General features: G+C 59.9%; 16 protein-coding genes. 6 read left to right on the top strand and 10 right to left on the bottom strand.

All coding sequences use genetic code 11. The features are described from left to right. Positions 1-4: 4 nt before the first annotated feature. Genes K8U03_15345 through K8U03_15355 form a run of 3 tightly spaced genes read right to left on the bottom strand, consistent with a single transcriptional unit; the run spans position 5 to position 2975 of the window. On the bottom strand, positions 5-694 hold the full coding sequence (locus tag K8U03_15345; protein ID MCE9606270.1) for an HAD family phosphatase: 690 nt from the start codon (positions 692-694) through the stop codon (positions 5-7). Continuing rightward, on the bottom strand, positions 694-1374 hold the full coding sequence (locus tag K8U03_15350; GenBank protein MCE9606271.1) for a CoA pyrophosphatase: 681 nt from the start codon (positions 1372-1374) through the stop codon (positions 694-696). The genes K8U03_15345 and K8U03_15350 overlap by 1 nt, the downstream gene beginning before the upstream one ends. Further along, positions 1371-2975: a hypothetical protein gene (locus K8U03_15355; GenBank protein ID MCE9606272.1), complete on the bottom strand. Its 1605-nt coding sequence runs from the start codon at positions 2973-2975 to the stop codon at positions 1371-1373. The genes K8U03_15350 and K8U03_15355 overlap by 4 nt, the downstream gene beginning before the upstream one ends. 185 nt (positions 2976-3160) lie before the next feature. Here K8U03_15355 and prpB point away from each other — a divergent pair, with 185 nt between their 5' ends. Then, positions 3161-4051 carry a methylisocitrate lyase gene (gene prpB / locus K8U03_15360; protein ID MCE9606273.1) on the top strand — a complete coding sequence of 297 codons (891 nt, stop codon included), beginning with the start codon at positions 3161-3163 and terminating at the stop codon, positions 4049-4051. Continuing rightward, positions 4048-5172, top strand: a complete 1125-nt coding sequence (locus tag K8U03_15365) for a citrate synthase (GenBank protein MCE9606274.1) — start codon at positions 4048-4050, stop codon at positions 5170-5172. Before prpB ends, K8U03_15365 begins: the two co-directional genes overlap by 4 nt. On the opposite strand, the gene K8U03_15370 is transcribed toward K8U03_15365, so the two are convergent. The 4 genes from K8U03_15370 to K8U03_15385 all read right to left on the bottom strand — a co-directional run bounded on the left by K8U03_15370 (position 5169) and on the right by K8U03_15385 (position 9286). Continuing rightward, positions 5169-6146: an energy-coupling factor ABC transporter permease gene (locus K8U03_15370; protein ID MCE9606275.1), complete on the bottom strand. Its 978-nt coding sequence runs from the start codon at positions 6144-6146 to the stop codon at positions 5169-5171. The two genes, K8U03_15365 and K8U03_15370, sit on opposite strands and share 4 nt — an antisense overlap. Before the next feature lie 120 nt (positions 6147-6266). After that, complete coding sequence (locus K8U03_15375; protein ID MCE9606276.1) at positions 6267-7223, bottom strand: ornithine cyclodeaminase family protein; 957 nt, start codon at positions 7221-7223, stop codon at positions 6267-6269. A 40-nt stretch (positions 7224-7263) separates the two neighbouring features. After that, complete coding sequence (gene xylB, locus K8U03_15380; GenBank protein ID MCE9606277.1) at positions 7264-8796, bottom strand: xylulokinase; 1533 nt, start codon at positions 8794-8796, stop codon at positions 7264-7266. 124 nt (positions 8797-8920) lie between these two features. After that, entirely contained in the window at positions 8921-9286 is a 366-nt protein-coding gene (locus K8U03_15385; GenBank protein ID MCE9606278.1) for a cupin domain-containing protein, read from the bottom strand. Positions 9287-9457: 171 nt separating this feature from the next. Here K8U03_15385 and K8U03_15390 point away from each other — a divergent pair, with 171 nt between their 5' ends. Beyond that, positions 9458-11050 carry an ABC transporter substrate-binding protein/permease gene (locus tag K8U03_15390; protein MCE9606279.1) on the top strand — a complete coding sequence of 531 codons (1593 nt, stop codon included), beginning with the start codon at positions 9458-9460 and terminating at the stop codon, positions 11048-11050. A gap of 113 nt (positions 11051-11163) precedes the next feature. Continuing rightward, positions 11164-11910: an amino acid ABC transporter ATP-binding protein gene (locus tag K8U03_15395; protein MCE9606280.1), complete on the top strand. Its 747-nt coding sequence runs from the start codon at positions 11164-11166 to the stop codon at positions 11908-11910. A 24-nt stretch (positions 11911-11934) separates the two neighbouring features. Here K8U03_15395 and K8U03_15400 read toward each other — a convergent pair whose 3' ends face one another. Both K8U03_15400 and K8U03_15405 read right to left on the bottom strand, forming a co-directional pair. Continuing rightward, the gene (locus K8U03_15400) at positions 11935-13551 is read right to left on the bottom strand and encodes a sodium:solute symporter (protein ID MCE9606281.1); all 1617 of its coding nucleotides are present in this window, start codon (positions 13549-13551) and stop codon (positions 11935-11937) included. Next, positions 13551-13859: a DUF997 family protein gene (locus K8U03_15405; GenBank protein MCE9606282.1), complete on the bottom strand. Its 309-nt coding sequence runs from the start codon at positions 13857-13859 to the stop codon at positions 13551-13553. Before K8U03_15405 ends, K8U03_15400 begins: the two co-directional genes overlap by 1 nt. Positions 13860-14181: 322 nt before the next feature. Between K8U03_15405 and K8U03_15410 the strand changes: the two genes are divergently transcribed. Together K8U03_15410 and K8U03_15415 are read left to right on the top strand one after the other, a co-directional pair. Then, positions 14182-19092, top strand: a complete 4911-nt coding sequence (locus K8U03_15410) for a DUF3320 domain-containing protein (protein MCE9606283.1) — start codon at positions 14182-14184, stop codon at positions 19090-19092. 18 nt (positions 19093-19110) lie between these two features. Next, entirely contained in the window at positions 19111-20067 is a 957-nt protein-coding gene (locus tag K8U03_15415) for a succinylglutamate desuccinylase/aspartoacylase family protein (protein ID MCE9606284.1), read from the top strand. On the opposite strand, the gene K8U03_15420 is transcribed toward K8U03_15415, so the two are convergent. Next, entirely contained in the window at positions 20064-21569 is a 1506-nt protein-coding gene (locus K8U03_15420; protein ID MCE9606285.1) for a PQQ-binding-like beta-propeller repeat protein, read from the bottom strand. The two genes, K8U03_15415 and K8U03_15420, sit on opposite strands and share 4 nt — an antisense overlap. Between the last annotated feature and the right edge of the window lie 209 nt (positions 21570-21778).

A 21778-nucleotide genomic window follows, 5' to 3' on the forward strand; every position in this document is an offset into this window, starting at 1 on the left:
CCTTTTATATTTTAAGAAGCTCGTAAATTCGCGGGTCTGCCAACGTTTCCGCTTCGAACGCGGCTCCTGGGAAACTGTGCGTTCGGCTATGGCCCGACGGCACTGCGACCGCGATCGCTCCGGCAGCCACCGCCGCACGGCAGCCGTTTTGGCTGTCTTCGAGCACCATGATTTCGTCGGAGCGCAGGCCGAAACGCTTCGCAGCCGTAAGATAAATCTCCGGGTTCGGTTTCCCTTCGACGACGTCTTCGGCCGACAAGATGAACTGAAACCTCGGTTCCAATTGGAATCGCGCAAGGCAGCCGACCACGAAACTGCGCCGACTGCTCGTCGCGATCGCTTTCGGAATGCCGGCCTTTTCGAGCGCGGCCGCAAGTTCCATAAAACCGGGCATCGTTTCCAAGCGAGCGTCGAGAATCGCCGGAAAAATTTCGTCGGTCTCGGCGGTAAGTTGATCGACGGTTGCCTCAAGATGATGCATGTCGATCATGATCTGTAGTGCGATCCGGCCAGGTCGCCCCATCATTCGGTCGAGCAATTCCGGCGTAAATGCACAGCCGCGCCGGCGAAGCAACTCGCCGCCGACATCTTGGTAGAGGTCTTCCGTATTGAAGATCAAGCCGTCGTGGTCGAACACGACAGCCTTTGGTCGACCGCTTCGGCCGAGCTTCTCAAAACCATTCGTCGGATTCATCATGCCGTGCATTCCTTAGAATCGTGTTTTGAATCATCGACGTTTGCGTCGTCGTGGACCGCGAGAAATTCGCTGAGAATCATTGCCGTCGCGCCCCAGATTCTTTCGACTTGCGAGTCCAGTCGCCAGTCGAAGTGAGGAACCGCTTGCCTGATTCCTCGCACGACCCGCGGATGTGTTCCACGATTCGCGGGATCCGTTATGTACGCGATCGGCACTTCAAACAGTTCGCCCACCTCGGCGACGTTCGGCAAGAATGCCGGTCGATGATCGCATCCCGCGACCCAGGGGATTACATAAAAATGGGTACCGAAGATATACAATGGTGATAAGTTGCCGAGCACTTCCACACTGCTTTGCGGAACGTTCAACTCTTCCTCCAACTCACGCAACGCCGCACTCTTCGTGGTTTCATCCGCCTCGACATAGCCCCCCGGCAAGCTCACTTGGCCGGGATGCGCGGGAAGATCGTCGCGGCGTTTCGTAAGCGCGAGATGCCATGCGCCGTCGTGCGGATAAACTAAGATCAAAACGGCGGCCCGGCGCGCGTCGTGCGGCGGCGGGCCGAAGTGGCGACCATAGGCCAACTCCGGCTCGAACAGCGCTTGTGCTGAGCGTCCGGGCAACGGTCTCTCCAAGCGGCTGCGCAAGCGCTCGAGGTAGTCGCTGGAGGGCGTCATGGCCCGTCCCCTCGCGGTTCGACCGCGTAGACGACATAGACATCGTTGCGATATACGACCGGGAGCGCAAGCGGCGGCTCCGCATACGTGACGACATGCGTGATGCCGTACTTACGACAGACACGAAGCATTTGGTCGTGGGGTATATAGTTCACCCAGCGCTCGTTAGGGCCGTAGAGTTCCTGAAGCCTGCGTTCCCATTCGAGAAGCGAGCGAGCATCTTGCGGGATGTCTTTCCAGGTCACGAACTCCGCCCGCTCGGCGTGCCATTTGAATGTCGTATAGGCGCGCGGGGCGAGCACGAGCGCGTCGCGCGGAGTCGTTTGCCGAATCCAACGACAAACGTCGAGCCAGCGTTCGAGTGTCGGGGCATCTACGACAGCTTCCCCCCGCGGAAGCCCGTCGGCTGCGCTCCGTTCTCGCCAAATGCTCGCGAAATGGAGGCCACCGCAGAGTAACAGCAGCCCGATAGCGACTTTGCGAAGCACAGGCCTACCGGACTGCTGTGCCGCCACGGCCGCTAGTTCGAGAACCACGGAGACTGCCGTCACGACGTCGGACAAGCGAAACCAATAGAACTTCAATAACGCCGCAGCCCAAGAAGTCGGCTCCGGCGAGGCATAGGAAATCGCCAAGCCGCCAAGCGATGCGGTGATCGAGGCAAGCGTGAACCAGCGCAGCCGACGCCGCGGACCATCGGCCGGCACGATGCAACAGAGCAGCCCCCACGCACCGCACAGGGCGAAATGGCGCAGCCCGAACTTCGCGAAGAACGCACCTGCCCAGAGGTGATGCGCTAAGCGATCGAAGACGTAAATGCGATTCGCGATCGCGACGGATTCCGAGTCGACGCCGCGCGAGAGCGCCAGCCCCGGCACGATGCCGGCCAGAGCGATCAACCCGCCGACACAAAGCCCGGGCACGATCTGCTTCAGTGCTGGCCGCGACCGTCGATCTCCAAGCCATACGAAGCCGGCCGCGAGAACCGACCAGCCGCCGACGAGCACATGAAATGCGGACCCGATGCCGAACGCAATGAACGCTTGGTTCCAACGACAGAGCACCAGATCGGCCAAGCCCCAGAAGACGCACGCATACGCGACTCCCTTGGCTTCACAACCGCCGACGAACCATTCGCCCGACATCTGAAAATGGGCATTGAGTGAAAGGGCTGCCACTGCGGTGATCGCCGCCGAGCCAAAGCCGGTGACGAAGACTTGGCTCAACCGCCGCCAAGCGCAGGCCGTTAGGAACCAAATGGCGATGCGTCCGCACCAGGCGGCACGATCGAAGCTCAGAACCGTCGTCAACCAACCGAATGTCCGGTAGAAGACGACATGCGAATCGGACGACGACAAAAAGAAATCGTGTTCGATCCAGCGAGGCTCCCAAAAATGTTTCGCTTTCGTCAGATAGTGCGCTTCGTTCGTGTCCGGTGTCGGGCGGCCGGCGATGAGAAAAAAAACCGCGAACACCAGCAGCACATCCAGAACCGCCTTGAAACGGCTGCGCGTCGACATGCGGAACGTAGCGTCGGCGGTTTCGTACCGGCCGGCGACCGGCGTATCGAGCGCGACATTGAGTGGATGCTGTGCCGACAAACTTGTCCGCCTATCGGAGCGAATCGTTCGGGAAACGTGTCATTATGCCGGCAAGCGACGTCGAATAGAACCACTTGATCGACCTGCACGCGAAACATCTCCGGCCTACGTGTTGCTCAAACGGTGCGCTACGTCCTATATTTCCTACGGTGGATCGTTTCTTACATCAGCTTTGAGTCGTCGCTATGTCTAATGCAGAATCACCGGGTGAGCGTCTTCGTGCGGCTGTTCGAGGCGATACGTTGCTGGTGCCCGGCGCTTTCAACGCGTTGACGGCACGGCTCATCGAGGCGACCGGTTTTCAAGCCGCATACCTTTCCGGGGCGGCATTCTCTGCCGGAGCATTGGCACTCCCGGATATCGGGCTCTTCACGCTCAGCGAACTTGCCGAAGAGACACGACGGCTAAGCCATGCCGCACCCCGATTGGCGTGGATCGTCGATGCCGATACCGGATTCGGCGAAGCGGTTAATGTGGAGCGGACGGTCGGCGAACTTGAAGCGGCCGGCGCGGCGGCGATTCAACTCGAAGATCAACGCTTGCCGAAACGCTGCGGCCACCTGTCGGGCAAGTCGCTCGTCGACACGGCCGAGATGTGTGCGAAGTTGCGCGCAGCCGCTGCGGCGCGTCGCGATAAACAAACCATTATCTTGGCTCGCACCGATGCCCGCGGGGTCGAAGGTTTCGAGGCTGCGGTCGAGCGGGCGAAGCGGTATCTCGAAGCCGGCGCGGATTGGATCTTTCCCGAGGCGTTGGAAACGCCGGATGAATTCTCGCGGTTTGGCGCCGCCGTAAAGGTGCCGCTCGTGGCGAACATGACGGAGTTCGGCCGGAGCCCGTTGCTGACGCAAGCGGAACTCACCCAGCTTGGCTATGCGGCGGCTCTGATGCCCGTGACGACTTTACGAATCGCGATGCGCGCGGTTGAGCAAGCACTGACGACGATGTATGCCGAAGGAACTCAGAAGTCGCTTGTGGGGAAGATGCAAACCCGGCAGGAACTTTACGAACTGCTCGGCTATTCCGATTTCGAGGCTCGCGACCAAAGCTACTTCCAAGGAGATGGACGGAAATGAAAGCTGCCACCGGCGGTAATGCGGGAGGTTTGGAAGGAATCGTCGCAGGGCAAACGGCGGTCTGCACTCTGGCAGGCCGGATGCTTTATCGCGGCTATCCGATCGAGGAACTCGCAGCCGAGTCGACGTTCGAGGAAGTCGCCTATCTGCTGTTATACGGCGAGTTGCCTTCGTCCACGGCCTTAGCCGAGTTTCGGATTCGCATCGGCGCGGAGATGACGTTGCCGCCGGCGATCGTCGACACGCTCCGCTCCATTCCGGCAGCGACGCCAGGCATGGATGTCATGCGCACCGGTTGCAGCATGCTCGCGCATTTCGATGCGGAGACGGCCGACGATACCCGCCCGGCGAACTTGCGCAAAGCGGAACGGTTGCTCGCGAAGTTGCCGTTGATCATGGCGACGAAATATCGGCTCGATGCCGGACTAAAGCCGCTCGCCGCGGAGCCGGACCGCTCGATCGCGGAAAACATTTTGCGCCAGATCACCGACCGTAAGCCGGAACCTCGGGCCGTGCAGGCGCTCGACACTTCGCTCATTCTCTACGCCGAACACGAATTCAATGCCTCCACTTTCACGGCTCGTTGCGTGGCTTCGACCCTCGCCGATCTACACTCGGCGGTCACCGCGGCGATCGGCGCGTTGAAGGGGCCGTTGCATGGGGGTGCGAACGAGCGTGTGCTTGAAGTGCTGCGACAAGTCGGCGCCCCGGCGAACGCGGAGCCGTGGATTCGCCAAGCTTTGGCGAACAAGGTTCGCATCATGGGCTTCGGGCATCGCGTTTATAAACACGGTGACCCTCGCACCGTGATCATTACGCCGCTCTGCGCCGAACTGGCGCAACTGACCGGTAACGAAGCGATGGAGCAAACCGCAGCGACGATCGAGCGGATCATCGTCGCCGATAAAAGTCTGCCGGCAAACGTCGATTGGCCGAGTGCGCGGCTGTATCACTACCTGGGCCTACCCGTGTCGCTCTATACGCCGCTCTTCGTCTGCGCGCGTGTTTCCGGCTGGTCGGCTCACGTGATGGAGCAGTTAGAGAACAACCGGCTCATTCGCCCGGCGGCGGAATACATCGGGCCCGAGCAGCGGAAGTTCGTACCGATCACAAAGCGCTAACGGCGCACGATCGCGTGACCGGCCCGCGTGACGCACCAGCCGCCGGCAAAAGCGACGAGCGTTCCCAAGATCGCGATCGCTACGGCAGCGACGGCACTCGTCGCACCTAGCGAAGCCGGGAGTTCGTAGTCGGTTAGCGGAGCATTCCAAAAAGAACTTCCTGTCGAGAAGTTTCCACCCACGAGCGCCACTTCTAAACCATCCGGAGAAGCGCTCGCCAGGGGAGCCAAAAACGCGGCGATCGCTAAGGCCGCGATGAGCCCGAGGAGTGCTCCCTTAGTACGGGCCTGAATTGTAGGGGCTTGAGTCGCCGAGTCGGCTCCGTTTGCGAAGCTTTTCGTTTGATAGCTCGCGACGATGGCGATCACGCCTGCCGTCATCAAGCCTTCGACTGCTCCGATCGCTAAGTGATACGTCAGCATCGGGCGAATAATCGCCCCGGCCTCTGCACCGCCGCTCGCCAGTAATTCCTGCGAGCAAACACCGGCAGCCGCGACGACGCTGATGAATCCTGCTAGCGCAGCGGTCGGAATGCCGACCGTTCCGTTTTTCGCAATCGCTCGTCGCACGCCCCACGCGGCCCAGACGCCGACGATCGCCATGTTCAGCACATTCGCGCCGAGGGCCGATAGACCACCGTCGCCGAAGACGAGGCATTGCACCACGAGGACGACGATCATGACCCCCATCGCGGCCCAAGGGCCGAGCAACAAGGCGGCGATGGCGCCTCCGAGTAAATGGCCGCTTACCCCTTCGCCGGTCCCGTTAAAGGGCAGCGTATAGTTCACCATCTGTCCGGCGAAGACCAGCGCTGCGACTGCCGCAACCAACCCGGCATGTTGCGCGGCTCGGTTGTCGGTCGACCGCCTCATGTGCCATGCGCCGAGCAATGCCGTTCCCGCCGCGGCGATGGCCGTAGCAAGCGTCACAGTCGGGCTCAAAATATGATCGGGCATGTGCATGGCGACGAGCATCGAGAGATTCCTCATTCGAGCGCAGAATTCCGTGGATCGACTCTTCAAGCGTAAAGCAAAAGCGAACTGTTGTAAATCGAGGCTTCGGCCGTTCGTGCGAAGCTCCGCTTTACACGCGACTTAAAACGGCAACGATGTGCCGATGCCCGCAGCCTTGGCGCGCTTCAGCACTTCTGCGGCGAGCGCGACGTCTTCCATCGCCAGCCCGACCGACTTGAACACGATGATCTCTTCGGCCGAGGTTCGACCGTCGGCCTTGCCGGCGATGACGTCTCCGAGCGATACGGCCGATTCCCAGCGGAAAACTCCTTCACGCAAGGCAGGCTGCAGGTCGCCGGCCTCGTGCATGCACGCCGCTATGTCGTCGCATACGACTCGGCTTGCGCGACGCACGGCTCGCACATCGATTTCGGCCTTGTTCAGCCAGTTCGATCCTGCGGCGCAGACGAGCGTTCCGGTCGCGAGATCGTCCCCCGCAAAGACCGGTTCACGGCTCGTCGTCGCCGTCACGACGATCGGCATCTCCCGCACCGCCTGCGCGGGCGAATCGACCGGAACAACTTCGATCGCAAGTTCCTCACTGAGCCATGTCGCGAAGCTTGCGCGGCGTTCCGGATCGCGTCCGTAGACAAACGCCTTTTTCAACTTGCGTACCGCGGCTACCGCGGCGAGTTGCGTCCGGGCCTGCGTTCCCGTGCCGAACAATCCGACTTGATCGGCCCCCTTGGCCGCCAGATGCTTTACGGCCACGCCGGTTACCGCGCCGGTGCGAAGCTGCCCGAGGCTATCGGCTTCGATCAACGCCACGAGTTCGCCGGTCGCGTGCTCGTAGAGGCCTACGAGAAATCGAGCGCCGGAGTGTGTGGTCGTATACGACTTCCAACCGCAATAGCCTAAGTAGTCGGCCGCGGCGCTCATTGTGTGCAGCACGACACCGGGGGCCGTGGCCCGATTGCGCGGGATATTGCTGACCTCACCGAGCCCGAGTTTATGGAAAGCTTGTTCGACGACGTCGATCGTCGTTGGCATGTCGACGAGGCGAGTTACGTCCGCCTCGGTGAGATATAAGGTCGGCATGAGTTGAATTCCGTGGAGGTGGCGGAATGAGTCTCTAGCTTTACTTTTGCAGCTCGGCGATCTTCTTGAAGTCTTTCTTGAGCGATCGATAAAGATCTTGATAGATCGGAAATGCCTTGTCGTAGCCTTTCGCCGCGACTTTATTCGGCGCGGTTTCTTCCTTCACGCGGATCGTCGCTTTGCAGGCCTCTTGAATGGTCTTGAACGCGCCGCAGCCGACCGCCGCGAGAAGCGCCACGCCGTATCCGGGGCCTTCCTCCGCATTGAGCGTCACGACTTTGCGGCCGAATACGTCGGCCTGAATTTGCCGCCAAAGCGGACTGCGTGAGCCGCCGCCCGAGGCGCGAATTTGTTTCACCGGCACGCCGAGCTCCGTGAAGATCGCGAGCGCGTCGCGCAGAGAATACGTGACCCCTTCCATGATCGATCGCGCCATGTGGCCGCGCGTGTGGGTAAGGTTCAGGCCGATGAAGCTGCCGCGTGCGTCGGGATCGGCGTGCGGTGTCCGTTCGCCCGAGAGATAGGGGAGGAAGAAGAGTCCTGCCGCGCCGGCGGGAGTCGCGGCGGCTTCTTTCGTGAGCAACTCGTAGGCATCGACCCCTTGCTTCTCGGCTTCGGCTTTGAAATCGCCGCAAAGCTGGTTGCGAAACCATTGCAGCGAGCCGCCGGCGGAAAGGGTCACTCCCATCATGTGCCACTTACCTCGCACGGCGTGGCAGAACGTGTGGACGCGTCCTTCCGGATCGATCTTTACTTCGTCGCTATGCACGAACATCACGCCCGACGTGCCGATCGAGGTCGAAAGCGAGCCGGCTTCGACGATCCCGTTACCGACCGCACCGGCCGCGCAGTCTCCCGCTCCGCCGACGACCTTGCATGCCGTCGTCAAGCCGAGCAATTCGGCCGCTTCGCGCGTTAGCGTGCCGGTCACTTCTTCCGATTCGTAGCACCGCGCGAACAGGCTTTCGTCAAGTTCCAGTTTCGAGAGCAACGGCTTCGACCATTTCCGATTCACGACGTCGAGCAAGAGCATGCCGCTGGCATCGCTCACTTCCGTTGCGAATTCGCCGGTCAGACGGCGCCGGATTTCATCTTTCGGCAGCAGCACTTTGGCGAGCTTGTCGAAGTTCTTCGGTTCTTTGTTGCGCAGCCAAAGAATTTTCGGCGCAGTGAAGCCGGTCAGCGCCGGATTGGCGACCATCTTGATGAGCTTCTTCCGGCCGCCGGCGCGCTCTTCGATCTCGGCACATTCTTCGCCGGTTCGTTGATCGTTCCACAGCAGCGCCCGCCGGATGACTTTGTTTTGCTTGTCGAGAAACACGGAGCCGTGCATTTGGCCGGAGAGGCCGATGCCCGCCACGTCGCTCGGCTTGAGCTTCCCCTTTTCCATCACGCTGCGAACCGTCGTCACGACGGCTTGCCACCAATCTTCCGGATCTTGTTCGCTCCAAAGAGGCTTTGGTGCATAGCACGGATATTCGGCCGTTGCATCGCCGAGAATTTTCCCCCGCGCGTCGATCGCCAGGGTCTTAGTGCCGGAAGTACCGATATCGATGCCGAGGAAGATGGACATGGGGCGGGCAGTGGTCAGTGGTCAGTGGTCAGGGGTCAGGGGTCAGGGGTCGGTGGTCAGTGGTCAGTTGGGACGCTGCGATAGCGCGTGATATTCCGAGAAGGGGTCGAACGGCTTCCACTCTCTATTCGAGAAAAACAGTCTCTCTATTCGGGCTCGAAAACGAGATCACGCAGACGACGTCGTTCGTACCCGTGTTGACGAGATTATGCTTTACGCCGACGGGAATGACAATCGTGTCGCCAGCCGCGAGCGGCGCGGTTGTGCCATCGTAGCTGTTTTCGCAACTTCCGGAGACGACGAAGAGAATCTCCTCGCAATTCGGATGGTAATGCAACGGGTTTCGCAGGCCCGGGCCGATCGTCGAGATGCCGAACGTCTGTTCGCAACCGGGAATCGTCCGGCCGGCGACAAGCCATTGCAGCTTGCCCCACTCGAACAACTCAATCGGGGCTTCCTCGCTGCGAACGATCGTGGTGCTTAAGGGCATGGCTTCGGTTAGAGGCTTTCGCGAAGAAATACGAAATACACAGTTGCCGGTACACTCGCAGCGACGGCCATTGCAATCCACGGCGAATATGCTTTGTCGCCGGCGCGCATTGTCATACACTTACCGACTCGCCGAGACAAGTAACCGAGGCTGTGCAGGGAGAGCCGCCGAATGCCGAACCGCCGCCGTTTCCAACTGATGCGTGTGGTCGCTGTCGTGGCGTGTTCGCTGCTGATCGGGGCCGTGATCGAGCCGATCTTTTTCGGCCACGGCCGAGTCGACGGTGCGGAACTCGACGCGGCGCACATAGCGCGCGTGCGGGAACGCCTCAAGTCGAACGTCCTGCGCTGGGGGGGCGATGCCGAAGGGGGGGCGCCGTTCCAGTTTTACGAAGCGGCTAAGCCCGACACTTTGGTCGGCTTCGAGGTCGATTTGGTGGCCGCGCTCGTCGAAGAAATGCGCAAGCAATACGATCTGCCTGAACTCCGACCTGAATTTGTCCAATACGAATGGGTAAGCTTGCCGCAAGGCTTAGAGAAAGGGGATTTCGACGCCATCGTGAGCGGCTTCGAGATCACGACCGACAATCTGAACAAGGTTCGTATGTCGCGGCCCTACTATCTTTTTTGGCAGCAGCTCACGATTCGTAACGACGAAAGCTCGATCTATTCGCTCGACGATTGCCGCACGAAGACGATCGGCACCCTTGCCTCGAGCGCCGCAAGCGAATATCTCGCGAGCCGGCATTTTACCGGCGTCACCGCTTACGAGGGGCAGATCGAGCCGTATCAAGATCTGACGAATCATCGGATCGATGCCGTGCTGCTTGATTCGCCGATCGCGATCTACAACACCGGCGGTCGGCCGATGCTTCGGTTGGTTGGTAAGCCCGAAGGTTGGGGCGGCTACGGAGTCGCGTCGCGTAAAGCCGAGACGGATTTGATCGATGCCGTCGATCACTCGCTCGCGACGCTGCAGAAGAGCGGCAAGCTCGAAACGATTTATCGTCGCTGGAATATGTGGAACGACGACCAGACACGTCTGGCTGAACTCGACACACCGCTGAAGCTCACGCAGTGGACGCAATCGCTGAGGACCGATCGTGTCGAATCGACGCAAGAATGGACCTTCTCCCGTTATGCGCCGCTGCTGCTCGCGGCCGCATGGGTCACCATCCGATTGACGTTCCTGAGTATGGCCGTAGCGATGACGCTCGGTCTGCTCGTGGCCGTATGTCGCTTGTTCGGGCCGGCGCCGATTCGGGCCGGAGCGCTCATCTACGTCGAACTGTTTCGCGGGACGCCGTTGCTGCTGCTGTTGACGTTTCTTTACTATGGATGCCCAAGCATCGGCATCACGCTTTCCGCGTGGCAGGCCGCGATTATCGGCTTTGGGCTCAACTATGCGGCCTTCGAGGCGGAGATCTATCGCAGCTCGATTTTAAGCGTTCCGCAAGGGCAGTGGGAAGCGGCCCGAGCGCTAGGGATGAGCGATACGGCAACCTTTCGCCGCATCATCTTCCCGCAAGCGATTCGTACGGCGCTCGGCCCGATGACGAACGACTTCGTTGCGATGTTTAAGGATACGAGCTTGGTAAGCGTGATCGCGGTCGTCGAGCTGACGAAACAGTATCAGATCCTCGCGCGAACGAGTTTGAAGTTCGTCGAACTCGGCTTGCTCACGGCGGCTCTCTATTTGGCGATGTCGGTGCCGCTGGGATATCTCGCGCGATACTTGGAAGAGAAGTGGAGCGGAGGGAAGTGAGAGAAGTCGGAAGTAAAAATGCAAAATGCAAAACGGCGGAGGTGTCGCGGCATTTTGCGTGGGTTTGAACAGGTCTTCGTTTTGCCTTCTTCATTTTAACTTTTGCGTTTCCTATGGCTCCTGTCGTTTCGCTCACGAATATCGTTAAGCGCTATCACTCGAAGGTGATTCTCGATCGTGTCTCGCTCGATTTTCACGCCGGTCAGATCACGGCGTTGGTCGGCCCGAGCGGCGGCGGGAAGTCGACTCTCTTGCGCTCGATCAATGGGCTCAACACGATCGATGAAGGAGAGATTCGAGTCGGCGAGCATCGGCTTTCGGCCGCACAAGCGAACACGCGCGAGGCGCACAGCGCAGTGCGGCGCATGGTCGGGATGGTATTTCAAGACTTTCAGTTGTTCCCGCATCTGACGGCGCTGGGCAATGTGGCCGAAGCGCCGCAGCGGGTTGCCGGAAAGTCGAAAAGCGAAGCCGAGGCCCGAGCGCGGGACTTGTTGCAGCGCGTGGGCCTCGGAGAGCGATGCGATCATTACCCTTCGCAACTGTCGGGCGGGCAGAAGCAGCGCGTGGCGATCGCCCGCGCCTTGGCGATGGAGCCGAAGGTCCTGCTCTGCGATGAAATCACGAGCGCGCTCGATCCGGAATTGAAACATGAAGTGCTCGACGTGCTTGAGGACCTCCGCCGCGACGGCCTAACGCTCATCATGGTGACGCACGAAATCGGGTTCGCACGCCGCGCGGCCGATCGCGTGGCGGTCTTGGCGGGGGGCAAAGTCGTCGAAGAGGGGCCGCCGTCGCAAGTGATCGACAACCCGACGACGGAACGAACCCAGCAGTTCTTCACGAACGTGCTCGGCTAGCTCGCGAGCAGCTTTCGGAGCCCGTTATACGGCGCTCGGTTCAATGTCGAACATCCGGCGAACGAGCGCCTCATCGGGCGGGGGCGTCAGTAGACTCACCGTGATGCCCGCGACCGCGGAAACGGCGATTCCCCACACGACCGGTTCGAGCCCTAATAGGAAGTATGGGCGGAAAGCCGTCGCCTGGGCGATGCCGGGATCGCTCCAGCCGCCGAGTCCGTAACCGATCCAACCGGTCGCGTAGAGCGCGAGCAACGTGAGCGCACCGGAGGCCATCGCCGCGATGACCCCTTGTTTGGTCGCGCGCCGCCAGTAGCAAGCCATTACGAGCGGAACGAGGAAGCCGCCCGTTTGTCCCGAGGTGCAAAACACGACTAGCGATTGTAAGAACCGCGGAGGATAAATGTTCGCCACGAGCGCTACGGCGCCGATGAAGATCATGGCGCCATGCGTCATGAAGCGAATCTGCTTTTCGGAGGCGTGTGGATTGAAGACTCGCTGATAAATGTCGTGCACGATTCCCGACGCGATCACGACGAGATAGCAACTCACGGTTGCCATCACCGCTCCGAACGGGGCGGCAAGAATCAGGCCGGAGATGAACGAGCCGCCGGTGAATTGCTTGGTCAACATGATCGACATTCGCGGAATGACTTCATCCGGCTGATCGAGATGGGGAATCAACGATCGAGCGCAAATGCAGACGACGATCAGCGGCAAATAGATGAACAGATTATAAACGGCCAACACGACGATCGAGCGCCGCAAAGTCGCCGTGCTCTTGGCGGCCATCACGCGCACGACGCTTGCCGGCGAAGAGATGCCGCCCCAAATCCAAACGAAGAAATAGGAACAGGCCAACCCTAAGGGGAGAAAATCGCGGCCATAGCCCGGGCCCGTTACGAAGCCGACGTCGGTATTTGCGACGGCGTCGTGCGTTGCTTTTTCCAATCCTCCGGCGGCATTGAGCGAGAGGCAAAGCAGAATGGTCACGCCGATCGCCATCAGCACGCTTTGAAACATGTCGGTCCAAACGCTTGCCAGAAAGCCGCCGAAGAGCGTATAGCCGACGACGACGATCGTGAAGATCGTGAGGCCGATATAGTATTGCCTGTCGAGGTCGATCGTATCTTCAGCGAGAACCATCACGGCGTTCTCGGGCCAAGCGAGCTTCATCACGATCGCGCCGGCTTTGAATTGCGCCATGAGCATAAAGCTCAAGAAGAAGAGCAGCACGATGCTCGACGTTAGCCCCAGCGCAGGGCTATCGAACCGGCCGCGAAAAAGGTCGGGCACCGTCACGGCGTTGGTCCGTCGCGACAGATGCGAAAGCCGTTTGCCGACCACCGCGAAACCGGTGAGCGGCACGAGCATGTAGCTGCCGATCCAAAGCGCGACGATGAATCCGAAAGTGTAGATGAGCGACGGAACGCCCATAAAAGTGCCGCCGCTTTGCACCGTGGCCGTGAGTGCCATCGCCCACACGCCGAGCCCTCGATTGCCGAGGAAGAATCCTTTCAAGAACGAACCGCGGCTGACGGCCCTTTGCGCGACGACGCCGATCCAGCCGCTGATGCCGATGATCGTGACGAGTGCGAACAACACGCCGTATTGCGAAAGATTTTCGAGCAAGGAGCCCATTAGTTAAGCTCCTCTTCGGCGTCGACATCGAGATCGTCGGCCAGTTTGCCGTCGCGCATGAAGACGAACGCAAATAGCGCCGACACGACGACGCACGTCAGCCACGGCACGACGATTCCCCAAAAAACCCAATCGGGCCACCCGAAGTAAAACTTCATTCCGGCGAGCGACTTATCCAGCGGGCGATTGTAGCCGTAGCGATAGCAATAGCTCACGCTGTAGACGAGTGCCGTACACCAAATGAGCAACGTCCAGATCGCCTCGCGGCGTGAACTGGTCACTACGGGATCTTCGTTCGGGTGCTTCATCGTGGCGAGGGCCGGTGGTTCTGGTGCTCAAGGGCAACGCGGCCGTGCCGCTTCGAAGGAAGCGAGCAACGGCGAGCCCCGCCACGATAAACCTGCGGCTCGGCCGATGCAAGCGCGAGTCGAGAGATAAGTTCGGCACGAGGCATGTTAGGAATAATCGTTCGAGTCTACGCGATAAGATCGTGCTGCATGTCGGGCGAAGGCAAACTCGGCGAATCGTTTCCGAGGTCGTAGAAACCGACGGTGCTCCGCGGCTATTCTAAAGAGACGACGAGTGTCATCAAAAACGGCGCATATTGCGTTATCGATCAAAAGGCCCGATATGTCTGCTCCGCAAGGAACCGTAGCCGATCGACTGACGAAAACGAAGCAAGGCTTGCTCGATCTGACTTTACGCAATCGTCTGCTCAATACGCCGCGGAAAGCGAAAGGGCGCAATATCGAGATCGTCGGCGAACGGGCCGAAGATCTGTTCCGACTGCTCGTTACCGAGAAGAAGAGCTTTGCTTTCGCTTCTCGTCTCGGCGCGAAAGACGACGAGGAGCCGAAGAAGGGAAAGAAATCTTTTCGCGATGCGCCGCAAGTCGATTTCGAATCGAAGAACGCCGCCGGCGAAGCGTCGACGGCCGCGGAAGCCGAGGCGGCAGCGTCCGACGACGATGCCGAGCTGCGGCTCTACCAACCGGACGAAACGGAAGCCGAAGCGACGAAGCGCCACACCGACAATCGACTTCAAACGGGTCTCTCGTCCGAAGCGTTGCAGAAGCGCTTGCTCGGTCTGTTCTACGATGCCCGCACGTACGAAGAGGAGCAGGGAGTCAACATTCTGTATTTGGCGCTGGGCTTCTTGAAATGGTACGAGCCTGAGAAGGCCGATCAAGCACGTTACGCGCCGCTGTTGTTGATCCCGGTCGAACTGAGTCGCTCGGATGTCGGCTCGAATTTTCGCTTAAGCTGGCGCGAGGAAGAAACGGCTACGAATCTTTCGTTGCAAGCGAAGCTCTTCGCCGACTTCGGCTTGAAGTTCCCCGAGGTGATCGAGTCCGACGAATTCTCGCCGACGGCCTACTTCGATGAAGTGCGCCGCGCGATCGAGGGGAAGGCCGGTTGGGAAGTTTTGCCCGACGACATGCTTGTCTGGTTCTTTTCGTTCACGAAGTTTCTGATGTACCGCGACCTCGATCCGGCAACTTGGCCCGAGGCTGCGTCGATCGAGAAGCATGCGCTGATCTCTTCGTTGCTCGGCAACGGTTTCCGGCCGCAGCCGCCGTTCTGTTCCGAGACCGATCGATTGGATACTCTGCTGACGCCGCTCGATCAGACGCACGTCGTCGATGCCGACAGCTCGCAAGCGATGGCGACGGAAGAAACGAGGCGCGGGCAGAACCTTGTCATCCAAGGCCCTCCCGGCACGGGAAAGTCGCAGACGATCGCGAACATCATCGCGACGGCCGTAAAAGCAGGCAAAAAGGTCTTGTTCGTCGCCGAGAAGATGGCGGCTTTGAGTGTCGTCAAACGGCGGTTCGATAACATCGGCCTCGGCGACATCTGCTTGGAACTCCATAGCGCCAAGGCCAATAAGCGGCTCGTTCTTCAAGAGCTCGAACGCACGCTCGCACTCGGAGCCCCTAAGCAAGAGTACACCGAACAACAAGCGACCTCGCTGGCGAAGCTGAAAGATCGGCTGAACGCCCACGTCGCCGATTTGCATGCGCCGCTCATGCCCGCGGGCCTGTCTCCGTTTAAGATCCTCGGCGACGTTTGTCGGTTGCAAGCCTCCGGTATTCAAACGACCGACTTCGCACTGGTCGAGCCATTGAAATGGACGCCGGATGCCGTTGCTGAAAAAGTGAATTTGCTCCGCAATACCGCGACGCATATTACCGACATCGGTGTTCCTGCGCAGCACCCCTGGCGCGGCGTGATGCTCGAGGCTTGGCTGCCGATGAACGCACCGCGATTGCAGCAGCGCTTGCCGCCGCTGGTCGAACGACTCGGCGCTTTGATCGCTACGAGCGATACGCTAGCCGTTGAACTGCATCAACCGCAGGGCGCGCGCTCGATGTCCGAAACCGCAGGGCTGGTTCGAATGGTCGATGCGTTGGCGAAAGCGCCGGCGATGGATCGTGCGGCGATTGCCGACGCGGTGTGGGACAAGAATCGTGAGTTGATCACGGCTTTAGTGGAAGCTGGCTTTACGCTCGGTGATACCCGCGCGAAGCTCGAGCAAGTGTTAAGGCCCGAGGCGTGGACGCGCGACATGACCGAGGTGCGCGATGTGATCGTCAAGTACGGTCGCATTTGGTATCGCTGGTTTTTCGGCGTTTATCGGGCCGCGATCGCGTCGTTTCAAGCCATTCTGATCGGCCCGCTGCCGAAACACTTCGACGACCGCGTCGCCATTCTCGATGCCTTGGCACGTCGACAAGCGGCGCAAAAAAAACTCGGCACCGAACAGCAAACGGCCGAAGTCGGGCGCTCGGCTTTCGGGAGTTTGTGGACCGGTGAGAAATCCGATTGGGGAGCGTTGCGAGCCATCGAGCAATGGGAAGCGGAGTGCCGTACGGCAGGAATCTCCGCTCCGCTACGGGCCGCGATGTCGGGCCTGCAACCCACGCCGAAGGGGCGGGAGGCCGCAAACGTCGTCGCCGCCGATGCGCAGAAGTTGCTCGCCGATGTACGCGATGTCTTTCAGGAGTTGAAGCTCGATGTGCCCAGCGGCTTCGAGCGCGCAACGCTTGAGGAAGTGCCCCTCACCGCATTGCGAGATCGGCTCAGGGCGTGGCAAGGAGAGTTCGAGTCGCTGACGAAATGGATCGCTTACCGGCATGGTCGCGCCGCTCTAGAAAAAGAAGGGCTCGGCAACTTACCGAGCATGTTGGAGGGGGGCACGATCGCACCGGCGGCGGCAGTCGATCAGTTTACGATGGGTTATTTCGAGAGTCTGATTCGCGCCTCATTCGCGGCTCGGCCAAGCCTTGCGCAGTTCGATGGGAAGTCGTATGCTCAAGTTCGCGAGCTTTTCCAAGCCGCCGACCGGCAGCGGATCGATCTTACCCGGCTCGAAGTCGCCGCGGCCCATCATCGTTCAATTCCGACCGGAACTTCGGAGCTCGGCGAACTTGGAATCGTGCAGCATGAAATCAAGAAGCGCAAGAATCATAAGCCGATACGCCGGTTGATCAAAGAAGCCGGCCGCGCGATCCAAGCGATCAAGCCGGTGTTCATGATGAGCCCGATGTCGGTCGCGCAATATCTCGATCCGACCAGCACGACTTTCGATCTGCTTGTGTTCGATGAGGCGAGCCAGGTTCGGCCGGAAGATGCGCTCGGAGCGATTGCGCGTGCCGGGCAAGTCGTCGTGGTCGGCGATGATAAACAATTGCCGCCGACTCGATTTTTCGACGTGTTGGAAGGGAGCGATACCGAAAGCGAAGAAGGTGTCGATGATTTCAACGTCGGAGATCTCGATAGCGTGTTGGCGCTTTGCAAATCGCAACAGATGGCCGAACGGATGTTGCGCTGGCATTATCGAAGCCGTCATCAATCGCTGATCGCCGTCTCGAACCATGAATTCTACGACGACAAGCTGTTCATTTTTCCTAGCCCCCTACGCGCCGCCGGCGAAGGGTTGAAGTTCAATCTCGTTAAGGAGGGCCGCTTCGATCGTGGCGCTACGGCGACGAATCGAATCGAAGCGCATGTCGTGGCGGAAGCGGTGATGAAACACGCCCGCACGCAGCCGCAAGTCTCGCTTGGGGTCGGGGCGTTTTCCGTCAGCCAACGCGATGCCATTCTCGACGAGCTCGAAGTTCTCCGTCGCGACTCGAAGGACACGGAAGAATTCTTTGCGACCGGTGGGCCGGAGCCGTTCTTCGTGAAGAATTTGGAGAACATTCAAGGAGACGAACGAGAAACGATTTTCATTTCCGTCGGCTATGCGCGCGATAAGTCCGGCTCGCTGGCGATGAACTTCGGCCCGCTCTCGAACAAGGGAGGGGAACGACGCTTAAACGTGCTGATCAGCCGTGCCCGAGCCAGTTGCGAAGTGTTCTCCTCGATCACGGCCGACGATATCGATCTCGGGCGAGCTACGGCGGTTGGCGCGAAAGCGTTTAAGACGTTTCTCCAATACGCGCAAACCGGTTTACTCGACGCCGGCGCGACGACCGCCTCGCGTTTCGCAACCGAGTTCGAGCGGCAAGTGGCCGAGGCATTGCACAAGGCCGGCTATCAAGTCGAAGCACAGGTCGGAGTGGCGGGCTTCTTCGTCGATCTGGCAGTCGTCGATCCGGAACTGCCCGACGGTTACGTGCTCGGTATCGAGTGCGATGGTCTGCAATACGATGCGGCGCGCTCCTCACGCGATCGAGATCGACTGCGACAGCAGGTGCTGGAAGATCGTGGTTGGAAGATTCATCGGATCTGGAGCATCGATTGGTTTAACCGCCCGAAAGAGCAACTCGCCAAGCTCACGACGGCGATCGATGCTGCGAAGGCCGCGGCGCTACTCGCGGCGAAGTCGAAAGCCGAGGCTTTGAAAGCGGAAGCGGAAAAAGCGAGGCTCGTAAAACCGCAACCGGCGACGGTGGCGAACGTCGCACCGGCGGAGAATAAGCCGGTTGCCCCGACGAAAACCGTGGTGCCCGTCATTGCGCGTGAAGAGCGACAAGAGGCCGCAGAGCCGAGCGTTCCTTATGAAGAAGCGATCTTCAAAATCAGCGGCAAGCAATCGATTCCCGACATGCCGCTATCGACATTGATGGAGTTCGCGGTGCGTGTCGTGCGCGTCGAAGGGCCGATTCACGAAGAGGAAATCGAGCGCCGGTTGGTGTCGCTCAGCGGTGCGTCGCGCACCGGAACGCGTATCGCTCAGGCCGTGGCGGCGGCTTTGGCCGAGGCTGTGAAAGCGAGGGCGGTCGTTGTCGATGGTGGTTTCTATCGGCCGGCCGAGCAGACGATCGTGCCGATTCGCAATCGCGAGGATGTGACATCGAGCGGCTTGAAGAAGCCCGAGATGTTGCCGCCGGCCGAGATCGAGCGGGCCGTAAAAGTATTGATCGCGGGTCATCTCGGCGTCGTGGACGACGAGTGCATCGTCGCGGTTGCCCGAATGCTTGGTTTCAAGACGACGACACCCGCCCTGAAAGAGGTCATCGCCGGCAGCTTAGAACGATTGGTTACATCCGGTAACGTCGTCCGGAAGAACGACACACTTCATCTCGCACCGTGAGCCTGGGAAACTATCGATATGATGGACGCTTGGAAATTAAAAACGAAATCGATCGTCGGCCCTCTCGATGGGCCGCATCTGCTGATTACCGGCGGCGTGCATGGAGATGAGTTCGAGCCGATGGCGGCGATACGCCGACTGCTCGAAACGATCGATCCGGCACAGGTTCGCGGACGAATTACGTTGGTGCCGGTCGTCAATGAGCCGGCTTTCTTACGTGGCGAACGAACGGCCGAAGACGAACTCGATCTCGCGCGCACCTGTCCCGGTCGCGATGATGGCTCGACGACCGAGCGTATCGCGGCAGCGCTGAGTCGCTTGATTCGCGAAGCCGATTTCTATATCGACCTGCATACCGCCGGCACCGTGTTTCAAATGCTTCCGTTGGCCGGCTACGTTTTGCATGAAGATCCGAACATCCTCGCTCAGCAGCGTGTGATGGCTCGGGCTTTCGGCCTGCCCGTGGTTTGGGGAACGAACGGTCGACTGCAAGGTCGTTCGCTTTCGATCGCGCGCGATGCCGGGGTGCCTGCGATTTATGTCGAAAACGGCGGAGGCGGGATGTGCGATGCGCGTCGTGTCTCCGAGATGGTTGAAGGTTGTCGCAACGTCGCTCGGGCCTTCGGCATCTTAGACGATGGTTCGCTCCAAGAGTCGACGCCGGCGGCACCGGAGCCGTGTCGATATTTCATCGAAGACGATCGGGACCAGAGCGGGCATTTGCAAGTGCAGAGCCAAGCACCGGTCGCAGGATATTTCGCGCCGCGCGTCGCACTTGGCGACGTAATCGAACGAGGTCAAATCATCGGCACGATTACCGATCCGCTCGGCGAACAGGCCGTCGATATCGCAGCATACGACTCCGGCACGGTTCTCTTGTTGCGGACGTTTCCTACGGTGCGCGCAGGGGATCCGCTGATGGTCGTGTTGCCGATCTCGGAACCGGGCACGGCGACGTTCGCGCGCGAGGCTTAGAGCCCGAAGCAGAGCAAAGCTTCGCGCGTTCGGACGAAGAGTCGGCCGTCGGCGATGGCCGGCGTGGCGACGATCGAGCCGTCGACCGTGTTCTTTGCCAGCACTTCCAGTTCGGGCGTGTCGTTGAGCACGACGATGGTGCCGTTTTCCCCGGCGACGTATATCTTTCCGTCGCCGTAAACCGGCGATGCGAAGTAGTCGCCGCCGTTCTCGATGCGCTTCGGCCCCCACAGGAGCTTGCCTGCGTCCGTTTCGAAGCAAGTGGCGATGCCGCCGCATTTCACTAAGAGCATCCTCCCGGCGACGACCATCGGCGACACGATGTGGTCGGTGTGCTTCGTCGAATGACGCCATAAGACGTGCGTTTTGGTTACGTCTCCTTCGCCTCCGCCGCGCACCGCCAGCACGTATTCATCGGCCGGATTCGCGGAGTCGAAGCTTGCGCCGGCGGAGTTGCCCGGCGGCAGAAACGCTTTGTCGAGCTCTTCTCCTTCCAGTGCGCCGTCGCCGTTGAGGTCGCCGCGGGCAAACGTTTTCTTGAAAAACGCTTCAGGCACTTTCTTCTTGCCGACGAAGGCCTGCAACTCTTCTCGCGTCACTTTGCCGTCGCGATTGTTCGTCTGCCATTGATCGATCGACGCGATCCATTGCCTGGCGACACCGCTGCTTTGGAGGGAGATGTAGACGATCCCATCGCGACTCACCGGCGTGGTCTTGATATTCCGCAACAGCGAACGGGCGAACCACTTGCGGCGGCCGGTGGCGAGATCGTAACCGAGCAGCATGCCGGTCCCTGCTACGACGAGCTCATCACCTTGCGGCGTGGTGTTGATGATCGGGTGCGAATAGCCGGCGCACATATCATCGCGATCGTCTTTCCAGCGGAGCTTTCCGGTCGCTTTGTCGAAAGCATAAATAGCCGGCGAAAGATCGTCGTCTTGGCAGAAGATCAGGAGATCGTCATGCAAGATGGGAGACATGCCCGGCCCCCACTTGAAGACATAGTACGGTTCGGGCAACTCGGCTTTCCAACGATCGGCGCCGGTCGCGGCATCGACGCATTGCATACCGAGCGTCGCGAAGTAGAAGTAGACGCGCTCGGCATCGGCAGCCGGAGTGGTCGACGCTTGGCTGTTCGTCATGTGGACGTCGGGCAACTCACCGGTCGGCCAAGTCCGTTGCCAGAGCTTCGCGCCTGATTTGCCGTCGAATGCCGTCAGGGCGACTTCGTTCGGCCCGGTCATCGAAGAGATGAACACGCGCCCCGCTGCGATCGTCGGAGAGCCGACGCCATCGCCGAGCGGCGCAGTCCATTTGAGGTTCTCCGTCGCCGAGAATGTCGCCGGCAAGGGAAGTTTCGACGTCGAAATTCCCGAGCAGTTCGGGCCGCGGAATTGCGGCCAATCTTCCGCCACGGCCGGCATTGTCGAAAGCTTAGGCGCAAATAATACAAGAGCGACGATAACAATGCGTCTAAGCCTGTCCGCGATAGTGCGAACCATATTTCATTTTCCTTCGTAAATCGGAACGCTATCGGAAGATGCAGCAATAAGCTTGCCTTGTTGGAGAGCTCCAGTCAAACATTCTCACCAAGCGTCCGTTTTCTATTTTCTATTTGTTTAACCAATTCGTATTGGATATCGCTGTGCGTTAGGATGACGCGCATAAACGACATATCGCGAATCTTTAATGGAGATGAGCATGATGGGCA

Source organism: Planctomycetia bacterium (genome assembly GCA_021413845.1).
Classification (GTDB): domain Bacteria; phylum Planctomycetota; class Planctomycetia; order Pirellulales; family PNKZ01; genus PNKZ01.